Annotated in this window: 10 protein-coding genes; 6 read left to right on the forward strand and 4 right to left on the reverse strand. The window is 45.9% G+C overall.

Translation table 11 applies throughout. The features are described 5' to 3' along the window. Positions 1-38: 38 nt before the first annotated feature. Entirely contained in the window at positions 39-1,379 is a 1,341-nt protein-coding gene (locus AC6CIF_RS10875) for an ABC transporter substrate-binding protein (protein WP_498199590.1), read from the reverse strand. Between the two features lie 132 nt (positions 1,380-1,511). Further along, positions 1,512-2,423 carry an arabinan endo-1,5-alpha-L-arabinosidase AbnA gene (abnA, locus tag AC6CIF_RS10880; protein ID WP_053061664.1) on the reverse strand — a complete coding sequence of 304 codons (912 nt, stop codon included), beginning with the start codon at positions 2,421-2,423 and terminating at the stop codon, positions 1,512-1,514. Between the two features lie 397 nt (positions 2,424-2,820). On the opposite strand from abnA, the gene AC6CIF_RS10885 reads away from it, so the two are divergent. From AC6CIF_RS10885 to AC6CIF_RS10900, 4 genes are all read left to right on the forward strand, one after another. Beyond that, positions 2,821-3,738, forward strand: coding sequence for an ArsR/SmtB family transcription factor (locus tag AC6CIF_RS10885; protein WP_036668788.1), 918 nt, complete (start codon positions 2,821-2,823; stop codon positions 3,736-3,738). A gap of 169 nt (positions 3,739-3,907) precedes the next feature. Further along, a complete protein-coding gene (locus AC6CIF_RS10890) occupies positions 3,908-4,825 on the forward strand; it encodes a helix-turn-helix transcriptional regulator (protein WP_498199592.1) in 918 nt (305 codons plus the stop codon). 83 nt (positions 4,826-4,908) lie between these two features. Continuing rightward, on the forward strand, positions 4,909-5,418 hold the full coding sequence (locus AC6CIF_RS10895; protein WP_498199594.1) for a DinB family protein: 510 nt from the start codon (positions 4,909-4,911) through the stop codon (positions 5,416-5,418). Between the two features lie 11 nt (positions 5,419-5,429). Then, complete coding sequence (locus tag AC6CIF_RS10900; RefSeq protein WP_498199595.1) at positions 5,430-5,999, forward strand: YdeI/OmpD-associated family protein; 570 nt, start codon at positions 5,430-5,432, stop codon at positions 5,997-5,999. Between the two features lie 79 nt (positions 6,000-6,078). Here the strand turns inward: AC6CIF_RS10900 and AC6CIF_RS10905 are convergent, their stop codons facing one another. Continuing rightward, the gene (locus tag AC6CIF_RS10905) at positions 6,079-6,945 is read right to left on the reverse strand and encodes a helix-turn-helix domain-containing protein (protein ID WP_339189318.1); all 867 of its coding nucleotides are present in this window, start codon (positions 6,943-6,945) and stop codon (positions 6,079-6,081) included. A gap of 179 nt (positions 6,946-7,124) precedes the next feature. On the opposite strand from AC6CIF_RS10905, the gene AC6CIF_RS10910 reads away from it, so the two are divergent. Together AC6CIF_RS10910 and AC6CIF_RS10915 are read left to right on the forward strand one after the other, a co-directional pair. Further along, a complete protein-coding gene (locus tag AC6CIF_RS10910) occupies positions 7,125-8,639 on the forward strand; it encodes a glycoside hydrolase family 43 protein (protein ID WP_498199699.1) in 1,515 nt (504 codons plus the stop codon). 314 nt (positions 8,640-8,953) lie between these two features. Further along, positions 8,954-11,254, forward strand: a complete 2,301-nt coding sequence (locus AC6CIF_RS10915) for a helix-turn-helix domain-containing protein (protein ID WP_498199597.1) — start codon at positions 8,954-8,956, stop codon at positions 11,252-11,254. 151 nt (positions 11,255-11,405) lie between these two features. Here the strand turns inward: AC6CIF_RS10915 and AC6CIF_RS10920 are convergent, their stop codons facing one another. Continuing rightward, positions 11,406-12,458 (reverse strand): glycoside hydrolase family 18 protein, encoded by a 1,053-nt coding sequence (locus AC6CIF_RS10920; RefSeq protein WP_498199599.1) that lies wholly within the window; start codon positions 12,456-12,458, stop codon positions 11,406-11,408.

Raw genomic sequence — 12,458 nt, forward strand, 5'->3', positions numbered from 1 at the left:
CATGATTGCAGGCTGCCGGCATCACCCTTTCCTATCTACTATTTCTGAGATTTCTTTTCTTGTTCAACCGCTTTGTCGAGCAGTTTTTGCATTTTCGGTTGTTGCTGCTTCACATAGTCTGCGGCTGTAATCTTGCCATCCAATACCGGCTGGATGTCCGTGAAGAACAGGTCATACCATTCCGCATTGTACGTGTAGTTACCTGGCAGAGCCCGGCCGTAATCTTCAACAATATCAATGAATTCCTGTTTGTTGGCTGGTTTCGTGGATGTATCTTTGGCCCACTCGTCTGCCATATCAAGCAAGTTCGGAATTTGTACCTTGGCATCTACCAGTTGCTGCATGCCTTCCTTCGAAGCCGTAAGGTAGTTCACCAATGCTGCTGCTTCTTCTGGATGTTTCGTTTTCGCGGATACTCCGATTCCCAGAGATCCGATCCACGTTGCCGATTTACCAGTAGATCCCGCAGGGAATGGCAGCAAATCATAATCGAAAGGTAATTTCTCAAATGTACTCATATCCCATGGTCCTACAGGGAAGAAAGCCATTTCACCTTTCATCCAGCGTTGATACGTATCCAATGTTTGCGCTTCCTCAATGGAAGGTGTAATTTTGTATACGTTCTGCATATCCGCGAAGAATTGCAGGGCTTCCGCGAATTTTGGATCATCAATCGTTACCTTTGTTTTGGTCTCATCCAACCAATCCCCACCGTTGCTCCATACAAAGGATTGCAGGGCCCACTGTACGTTGAATCCAGTACCGTATACATCCGGTTTACCATCTCCATTGGTATCCTTGGTCGCTTGCTGGTTCACCTTGATGAACTCTTCCCATGTGTATGGTTTATCCTTGTCAGGGAGAGGGATGCCCTCTTTTTCAAACAACGTTTTGTTGTAGCCCAGTGCAAATGGCCCCAGATCCTTCGGCATACCATAGATATCACCCTGTCCTGCCATTTTGCCGTCATAACGATACAGGTCCACGCCGTATTTCCAGATATTATCAAGCTCAACATCCGGATTGTTTTCAATATACGAAGTGAGGTTCATCAGCACATTGCTGTTCACATACGCTTTCACGTCGCCCGGATTGATATAAAATACGTCAGGCAAGCTGTTGCCTGTAATTGCCGCTCTGAGCTTGGTTGCATATTGATCCGCAGCCGTTACGATAATTTTGACTTTCACACCCGGATGATCTTCTTCGAATTTCTTGACTACCGCCTGGTATGCTTTCTGCTCGTCTGTACCACCGCGGAACATAAATGTTAATTCCTTGTCCCCACTTGCACCGCTGCTTCCTCCGCAACCTGCAAGTACCAGCGCACTTACCAGCATAAGAAGCATAAATGTGACCCAACTCTTTTTCTTTACCATCTGAACCCCTCCTGATCTGGACTTGTAACCGTATTCAATTGGATGAAATAAGATTTCTGTTGTTAAATTTATCAAATCCAGATCACTTTAGTCAACACTTTTATAAAACATTTTATATTTATATAAAACAAATTAGTATTTCGGCCAGCCATTCGAGTCCCAAAGCAAGTCATTAATCAGCAATTTTGGATTGCCATTATCCTCTGCATCATAGGCATGTCTTGCGATGACATTACCGTTGTAAACGTCCTGACCACCTGGACCTTTCCATTTCACATTGCCTGTATCCAATATCGTTCCGCCGCCATTCAGCATATTAACTCCGTTTTTGTCCACATAAGGGCCAGTTATACTGGTCGAACGTCCATAGACCATTTTGTAGGTACTGTTCACCCCTTGGCAGCAAGAATCAATGGAAGCAAACAGGTAATAATAACCGCCACGATATACAATACTTGGTCCTTCAATAGCACCTCCGTTATTCGGGCGCGCAGCAATGGAAGTTATACTTCCCGTTGGTTTCATCGTATTTTTGTCCAGCTTGACAATCTTCAGACCGCTCCAGAAAGAACCAAAGGCCAGCCATGGATTACCTGAAGCATCAATGACCAGATTCGGATCAATGGCATTATAATTATTGGCGGTCGTGGTCTGAAGCACCAATCCTTCGTCCTTCCATTGCCCTGCTCCAATGCTGTTCGCAGAAGCAAGACCAATCGCAGACCGATTGGAGCCAAAGGTGGAGATCGAATAATAGAGCCATACTTTTCCGTTATACTGCTCTACATCCGGTGCCCATACATCCAATCCGCTTTGTCCCGGAACGGCAGAAGCCCACCAGGATGGCTTACTTAAGAAGATTTGTGGAACACGATACCAGGACGATCCATTATCGGATTTCAATACTTGAATGCCCGGGCCGGTTGAAAAGGTGTACCATGAACTGCCCTCTTTGATAATCGACGGATCATGAACAGCGGTATCTCCGGTCAGATTCCAGAATGCTGCCAAAGCTTTTGACTGACCTGCCAGCAGTAATACCATCACAAGTAATGCCGGTAACGCCAACCGTTTCCACTTAAACCTCTTCACATTGCTTAACTTTTCCAAACCAAACTCCACCTTTCCTGTTCAAATGGTTAATTAGGTTCATGAAGTAATGAATCAATTTAGGTATAATAGGATTATAAAAGCGGTTACATTACATTTCAATGGTATATTTCAAATATATGTGAACTGATTAACACTTATTTTAACCGGAATAGTGAACAAAATATAGATTATATTTTCGTATTTGCGCTATACACAAGGGTTTTGGCTTCTATTTCTCCACCCTTCCCTTCCATGAGGGAATGATTTATAATTATCTGAAATAAAACATATAAATGTGCAAATGTCTGTGTCGAAGACTTTGTTCAGAACGGGGAAAGGAAATCCACCTATGATTTATATTAAAGATCTGATGTCGGGTGTGAATATCTTCAAAGCGCTCAGTTCGGAAATCCGGATTCAGATCATCGAGCTGCTGGCCAAGAACCAAAGTCTTAATCTCAATGATCTTGCAACCAAGCTGGGACTGAGCAATGGCGCCATCACGATGCATATCAAGAAGCTTGAAGAGAGCGGATTGATCGAGATCAACACCGCCGTTGGCAAACATGGAATTCAGAAGATATGTTATCTCAATGAGGAAAAATTGATGGTTGATCTGCGTTCACAAGAGATTAACAATCGTTATGAGGTGGAAATTCAGGTCGGTCATTACAGCGATTATCAGGCCGCACCTACATGTGGTCTCGCTACCCGGGACAGCATTGTTGGAGAGTTCGATGATCCGCGTTACTTTGCTGATCCACTGCGAATTGATGCAGAGATGATCTGGTTGGCTGAAGGTTATCTCGAGTATCGGATTCCCAACTATCTCAAACCTAATCAGTCCTTTAGCGAAATTCAGTTGTCGATGGAACTGGGATCGGAGGCCCCTGGCTTTTGTGACAATTACCCTTCGGATATTTACTTCTATGTCAATGGGATTGAGATTGGCTGCTGGACAAGTCCGGGGGATTTTGGCAATACACGCGGTACCTTTAACCCGGAATGGTGGCCTCCGCACTTGAATCAGTACGGCATGCTGAAGCTGATCCGGATTACACAGGAAGGTAGCTATATCGACGGATGCCGCATCTCGGACGTGACGTTGGACCAGATTGGGCTGGATTACAAAAGCGATATTCACTTCCGCATTGCGGTTACGGACGAACCTTTGAACAAACGGGGCTTAACGATCTTTGGTAAAAACTTTGGAAACTATGGACAGAATCTGCTCGCTCGGGTTCTCTATAACGTGCAAGAAGAGTAGAGCCGGCTCTGGCTATTCACTCAATATGAAGTCCGATCGATCTGCTAACGTAACTGTTCAACACAACAACAATCATGTGTCTGAGAAAGGGTGCTATCCAGCACTCTTTTTTCATGTGATATACTAATGGCCTGTAATGACAAAATGGAATAACGGGCGGGGATACCTTTTGAAATTGGAGCGATTAATCTCAATCATATACAAACTGCTGAACCACGAAGTATTGTCTGCTTCCACCTTGGCGGAAGAGTTTCAGGTGTCCCCAAGAACGATCTATCGGGATATTGATGTGATCTGTGCCGCCGGCTTCCCGGTTGTCTCCCATCAGGGACTCAAAGGCGGCTACGGCATGATGGACGGATACAAGATGGATAAAAGCTTGCTCGGTTCTTATGATGTGGATTCCCTGATAACTGTCCTGAGCAGTCTATCCACAGTGTTCGAAGATGCACGTGCACAAGGCACGATTGAACGTCTGCAAACGATTGGACCGGAGCATCAAACCTCAAGTCTATCGGTGGATCTGGAGACACGCCGAACAGAACCTGATGCCCTTCCTCATCTGCGTAAAGGGATTACGGATCATCAGGTTGTCCGTTTTGACTACATCAATACGAAAAATGAACATACCCCACGCCATCTGGAACCGGTAAAACTACATTTTAAATATCGTAATTGGTACGTTTATGGATTTTGCCAGACACGGCAGGATTATCGCGAGTTCCGACTGTCCCGGATGATGAACGTGCAACTGACATCGGAACACTTCCAACCCCACCTTGAGCTTCCCCAAGAGACGGTTGTGTCAGATCCGTCATGGCAAGATCAGGTAAGTGATGTGATATTTCGGGTGAACCCGGAAGCGCTCGCGGAAGCCATGGATCATTTTCAACAGGCAGATAAGCAATTTCACGAGGATGGAAGTATGACAATGCGGATCCAGGTTCCTCAACCGTTACAAGCCAAGTGGTTATGGTCGTTTCTGCTTAGTTTGGGTAGTGGCGCTGAGGTGCTTGAACCGATTGAATTACGAGACATTCTGAAAGAACAACTTCGAAACGCACTTAAGCTCTATGAAGAAGTATGACACGCTGTTGTCATACTTCTTTTTTTATAATCATCTCAGTAAGTTAACCCAATCTATCGCCAAATTAAAGGAGACGATCATCAATGAATCATCCGGAACAAATGTATAACTACCACGCATGGGCCAACCAAACGATCCTGGGCAGAATCAAGGAACTGCCCTCTTCTGTCCTGAGTCAGGAAGTGAACAGTTCATATCCAACCATTGCTCACGCACTCAGCCATATCTATACAGTGGATAAGATGTGGTATCTGGTGTTAACTGGCACCGGTATGCCCGAGGCACTGCAAGCATGTATACCACTCAATAGTGAAATTCACGGTTCTGTGAATGAGTACATCCAATGTTTTACCGACCTGTCGGCACAATACAGTGAGTGGTTACGAGGCCAAGCTGATCTGGAGCAAACCATTCTACTCGATAATCCATTTGCAGGAGTTCGGGAAACCAGCTTATCGGACATCGTCATCCATGTGGTTAACCACGGAACCTATCATCGAGGCAATGTTTCTACCATGCTGCGTCAATTGGGGCACGCCTCCATCATGAATGACTATTCACTCTTCTGGTATCAGGAACAGGCTCAAGTATAGTTGATAATCGGATGGAAAATGTACATTGTATCCCCGTGACGTCGAGGGATGAATTGAGAAATTGGTTGCGGACGCATGGAAAAGTTGAGCAATCTTGCTGGGTAATGATAAGCATAAAACCCGTGCCGAATACCCTGCTGTATTTGGACATGGTTGAGGAGTCGCTGTGCTATGGCTGGATCGATGGAGTCAAAAAGAAAATATCCGAGACTCAATTAGCACAGAGATTATCTCCTAGAAGTAAACGCAGCTCATGGACTGAATTGAACAAGGAACGTGTCCGTCGACTTGAAAAGTTGGGCTTCATGCATGACGAGGGTAGACAGGTTCTTCCTGTTATGGAGCCAAATGCTTTCATTATTGATGGTGTGATCGAACAAAGGCTGAAAGAAGACCATCAGGTTTATGCAAATTTCATGGCCTTCCCTGTCCTGTATCAAAACGTTCGGATCGATACGATCCAAAGTGTGAAGAATCAGCCAGCATTATTCCAGAGCAGATTGGATAAATTTATAACCAACACAAAGGAAAATAAAATGTACGGTCAGTGGCATGACAACGGACGGCTTTTGGACTATTGAATTTTCCCTTTTCCCTGAGACAGCAGACAGGACCTACCTATGAGGAGGCCCTGTTTTGCTTTTTTTATTCGGTCAGATATTAATGAGTCTGCCTGTATGTTTTGGGAGACTTGCCAAAGGCTTTCTTAAACTGGCGGGTGAAATAATTACTGTCGTTAAATCCACATTCATACGAAATTTCCGTGATGGACAGATTCCCGTTTTTCAACAAATGACACGCCTTCTCCAGACGCAACTTTTGCAGATAAGAGATCGGGGTCATCTGATAATAGGATCGGAAAATCCGATTCAGATGCCTTATTGAGATATTCGACTTCCCCGCAATATCCTCTAGCGACAGTGGCTCCAGATAATGATCTTCGATAAATGAAATGGCATTTGCCAGATGCATCAGATTATTACCTTCGATCCCTTTCTCCTGCGTATCATATTGCCTCGACAAATAAACAACCATCTCCGTAAGACGTGAGATCAACATCGTCTGATACCCTTGCTGTTTACTCTGATACTCCTCAATCATGAACGATATCAGTGATTCTACATACTCCAGACTGGAAATAGATAACGCCAATTTACTCGGAAAGGAGTGAATATTTCGATAAAACGGTTCCAAAACAAACAGCGCCTGGAAGCCGTTAGATTTTCTCAGATCGGGCCCAGCCGAAGCAAGCATCTCGGGACTGAACATAATGTTACAGATCCTAAAATCATGAGGGTCTTTATACGCGTGATGGGTGTCGCCATTAATCACAAATGCATTCCCTTTTTTAATGAAAAATTCCTCGGTGTTCACCACATGGGTTGCATGACCACTCAGAACAATGACAAGTTCCGTAAAGTCCACATGATTATGAAGTTCCATGTCCTCAACATGTCCACCGTACTGAATAAAAAACGGAAATTGTTGATGGTCCGAGGTAAACCATCTCAAATATGCATTACTCAAAAGCATTCCCCTCCGCGAACAAAGTTGGGTTGAATGTCTATATCATGCTATTCCAAGACCGAAAAATCAAGGTTGGAAATGATTAAAGACGATATAATTCCCCTTGTAGCAAGGATACATCTCATACGTTCACGTTCAGATCCATATTAAACTTTCGAAATGATTAGGAGCATAACATGATGAAATATACCAATCCGGTGATTCCGGGGTTTTATCCAGATCCAAGTATCTGCCGTGTAAACGAAGACTATTATCTGGTAACCAGTACCTTTGAATATTTCCCCGGTGTGCCTATCTTCCACAGCAAAGACCTTGTGAACTGGCAACAGATCGGCCATGTCCTCACAACAACTGAGCAACTCCCTTTAGCGAATGCAGGCAGCTCAGGCGGCATTTTTGCCCCAACACTCCGGTACCATGATGGCTGGTTCTACATGACAACAACCAATGTCAGCGGCGGCGGAAATTTTTATGTGCGTAGTGCCCAGCCTGAGGGACCATGGTCTGCTCCGATTTTTGTTGATCAGGGCGGCATTGATCCCTCTTTTCTCTTTGATGAAGATGGACATGTGTATTTTCAAACGGCCTGTAACGGCGATGAAGGCGAGGGCATCTATCAGTGCGAGATAGACATCACGACCGGAGCCAAACTAACCGATAGCCGATTGATTTGGACCGGAACCGGAGGAGCAGCCCCTGAAGCTCCACACATGTATAAAATAAACGGCCTCTACTATCTGATGATCGCCGAAGGTGGAACCGAGTATGGTCATATGGAGACCATTGCTCGTAGCACAGAGCCATACGGACCATTTGATCCGTGTCCACATAATCCGATTCTGTCCAATCGGAGCATGAAATCCAGCATCCATGCAACCGGTCATGCAGACCTTGTCCAGATCCAGGATGGAAGCTGGTGGGCCGTATCTCTTGGCATTCGTCCAGCAGGTTACCCCATGCGACACCATCTGGGACGTGAAACGTTCCTGGCACCTGTCACTTGGACGGATACCGGTTGGCCAATGATCGGTGTGAACGGACATATTGAGCAGGAGATGACTGGGCCTTTGTTGACTGAGCACCCTTGGTCGCCCCAGGCTATTCGGGATGATTTTGACGAACCATCATTAGGTTTGAACTGGATCTTCTTACGTAATCCGGCTCCGGGTAGTTGGACGCTCACTGAAAATCCCGGGCAGCTCATCCTTCGTGGTCATTCGGTTTCACTCGATGATGGACAAAATCCAGCCTTTGTCGGGCGTCGATTGAGCCATTTTTTATGCAAAATGGCAACCGAGCTGCATTATGAACCAAGTGCGAGCGGCGGAGAAGCGGGATTAACGGTATTTATGAATGATAAATATCATTACGATTTGGCTGTAACACAGGTCGATGGGCAGAAGAAAATCGTATTGCGGCGAACCGTCGGCTCTCTGCGAACCGAACAGGCGCTTAACTGTGACAAGGGGCCGGTTGTATTACAAATCAAGGCTGACCGTAATCACTTCACGTTCCTCTACCAGCAAGGTTCATCCGATGCCATCGAAGTGGGTTCAGGAGAAACACATCTGTTATCTACCGAAGTGGCAAGTGGTTTCACAGGTGTGATGATCGCCATGTACGCTTATGCTCCATCGGGGGAGTGTACGCCTGCAAGTTACGATTGGTTTGACTATGAACCTCTGGACGAATAATCGTTGTAACTCCCATATTCAGTAATAGAAAATATAATATATGATCAGCTAGAATTATCCCCTTAAAGTAGTTACTCTTTGAAAAGCCTTGTGTGGTAGCATAAGGAAATGAGTGAACTTTGAGGGGATTTTACTATAGCTATATCTTTCTTACGGATTGCACTGGAATTTATAAAAGAACCATTGCTTTATTAGAGAAGTTCTCCTAGTATTTTTAGAAGGAACACCCCAGCAGCTCCCATCTTGGCAATAGCTTCACTGCCCATATGAGAGCGCTATCGCTGCAGCACTAAGATAAACGGGAGGTTGCAGATATGAAATGGAATCACTTCAAGTCCAAGCTTCTGCTTAAGTACACCCTATCCTATATCTCCATTTTCCTTATCCCTCTTGTTATTTTAACCATCATTATTTATCACAACGCTGTGGACACGCTCCGTTCAGAGATTGAACAGACCAATGTCAACCAGCTCACTCAAGCCAAAACTGTCATTGATGATCGCATGAAGGAACTCCAAGACATTGCTTTTCGCATCGCTTACGATGAGCAGTTAACGCGGTATTGGACCCACCATCCGTACTATAGCCGGGAATCCATCGGCGCATTGGTCAAATACAAAGCTACCAGTTCCATTATCGATGAGTTATTCCTGTTCTTCCGTGGAGATGATAACATCTATTCTTCTCAAGGTTCTGAGAACCTGGATGTATTCACTGGCCGCTACAAATTTACTACGTGGAACAAAACAGACATGATCCGGGATTTGAATAACGTACAGTCCCCCACAATACGTCCAGCGGAGCAGGTCGTCCAAGGAACCAGAATACCCAATTCCATGCTGGCATACCTTGTACCGATTGCACCTAACAATACTCCTGCCCATGGAACTGTCATGTACTTGATTCACGAGTCCAATCTGACGGGCTTAATTGATTCCATCCTTAGCGACTATCACGGGATGACTTATATTTTCGATAATTTCGGGCAAGTACTGGCAGCCAATTACAAGGGAGAAATCATATCTGAACAGGAAGTCAACGCTCTGTTTGCCCTTGAACCCGGGACGCACAGCATCTCCTTAAATCAAGAACCACATTCGGTTGTATCCGTTAAATCGGATGCGGGTTGGACTTATGTGACTGCTATGCCCAGCAACCAATTTTTTAGCCGAATCGTTCATATTCGCACCTTTGTTGTTCTCGTTTTCTCCTTCATGGTGGTGATGGGCACGTTCCTCGCCATTATGTTGGCCCGAAGACAGTACCATCCGATTTCAGACTTAATGGAGTTCATTCGGTTGAAAAATGATCCTGATCCATCCTCCACCACCAACGAGCTGGAATGGATTAAGAAAACACTGCATGATTATAGTCAGCGCGTAGATCTTCAGGAGCCCTATGCTCGCAATCACATTTTGCTCATGTTGCTGAAGCACGGTCACACCGGAGATTTCCCCTCTGAGTTTACGGATAAGCTTGGTATACGCTTTAACCGATCCCATTATTTTGTCATGATCATGGGCTGGGAAATGCATGCTTTTCCTATCGGTGATAACCCCGAGCAACCTACTGTCATGCAGCTGATGAACGATGTGGAGCTGCCGGAGTTGTCTGCATATGCTTACGGCGTAGAGCTGCCACAGGCAGACCAATTGGCCCTTATCGTGGGATTCGATGCCGAAATCGGGCATGAAGGTAGCCTGAATACCCGTATGGAGCCTATCGTTGAAAAACTGCAATGGATGGTGACAGAACACACCAGGGTCGCGCCCGCAATCGGGATAGGCAATCGGTACACTTATCCGAAACAGCTGAATCAGTCCTACATCGAGGCCTCGACCGCTCTGGAAGCATCGATGCTGCATGGACAGGGCAGCAGTACATACTTTAACAACCTTTCCGGTTCCGGTGTACAGGATTCTTCCTTCTGGGTCCCTAAGGATGTATTGTTGAAGCTGGTTCAGAGCTTAAAACAAGGCAGCTATGATGTGGCAGTTCAGATGGTATCAACTGCGTTGAATACCCTGAAATCCGAAATGCCATCTGTACCGCTGCTGCGTTGCATCTGCTTTGATATTCTGAATACAATGCTCAAAACCGCTTCGGAGCTTGGAATCCATCATGTGGTTGATCAACTTCCAAGGATCACTTCCTACGACTCGTTGGAGGATTTGGAGAAAAAACTGACAGGCCTTGCCGCCGAAATCTGCGCCCATGTCGAGGCGAAGAGCGAGACGGAAGAAAGCTCTCTTATGGATGAAATCGTGGCTTATATCGATGCCAATTTCTCTGATTATGATCTCAGTTTAGGTACGATTTCATCGAAATTCACGATCTCTTCATCCTATTTCAGTCGTTCTTTCAAAGAAAAGATCGGCATGAACTTTACCCAATATATCTGGCAGAAACGGATGGATGAGGTCATTCGACTACTGCTGCATACTACCGATCCGTTAAAAGATATCATCACGCGTGTCGGTTACCTGGATACACCAAACTTCATCCGCAAATTCAAAAAAGAGACGGGTTATACCCCAGGGCAATACCGTAAAATGCACCGTCCCAATGGCTCCGCCGATTCTCCTGATGATGATGACGAGGAATGTATTGGATAAATGATGATATCGTCTAACATGTGCCAGATTCATTAGACCAAAATATCGCAAACAAGGGGCCGTCCTATACGTCATGAGCATGACGTATAGGACGGCCCCTTCGTATGTTTTTAGTCCGTAGACATAATCTGATTCGTCGCGGCCGGCGGCCTTATCCGATTTTCCCAGCCGGAAGATCCTTCAGCCCTTGATGCACTGCACCCAGCAAACGGTGAGTTGGATCACAACCGTACTCCCAGAACATGATCCCGGCCAGACCTTGATCCTTTACGTAATCACATTTGCATTGGATCGATTCTTCATCATCATAAGATATGAGGCTGGACCCATTAAACAAAAACGGTGCACAGGCTTCTTCATCCCAATAACGGATGTATCCATTCTTGTTAATGTACTTCGCTTCCAGCTCGGCAAATGATGGTCCATATCCGCCTGTACTACCGGCCATTTGATGGAGCCCGTGGTTTCGGTCAGGAACCTCAGTCCAGATCCGGGAATAGAACGCGGCTCCGATCACAATTTTCTCCTTCGGAACGCCTGCGTGAACAAACAGGTTCACGGAAGCATCCGTGCTAATCCGAAACAGATCTCCTGTTGGCGTGTACAGATTCGTATGGTGTCCGGTCAGAACCTGAAAACCGCCGCGCATATCATAGGTCATCAACTGCACGTAGTCCAGGTACTGCTGCACCTCAGCCATCTCTGTACCATCAACGTAGTATTGATCAGCCCCTGCCGCAATGGTGAGCAGATAATGACGGCCATCCGCTTCTCCCTTGGTACTCAGTGCCTCCCGCATCGTCTTGAGAAGTAAAGTGAAATTCCGTTTATCATCTGGGCTGGATGCGATACCAGCTTCACCGTAACAAGGATATTCCCAGTCCAGATCGATCCCGTCAAAAGGAAATTCCTCCAGCACCCTTACCGCCGATGCAGCCATGCTGTCCCTCCCCGCCTGAGTTGAGGCGGCTTCGGAAAAACCGCCAGCGCTCCACCCACCAACAGACAGCAGCACTGTAAGATTCGGATGCTCCCGCTTGATGTGCTGGATCACATGGCCGTTTTTTAAATGCTCGGTGGTGATTGCATCATTCTTGACATGTCCGAAGGCTACGTTGAGATGTGTTAACTTCGACAGGTCTTCATGTGTCATATCGGGAAGAACCGAATCAACGGCATAACCCGCAGCAATATATTTCGTCAC

This window comes from Paenibacillus sp. GQ49 (genome assembly GCF_059759055.1).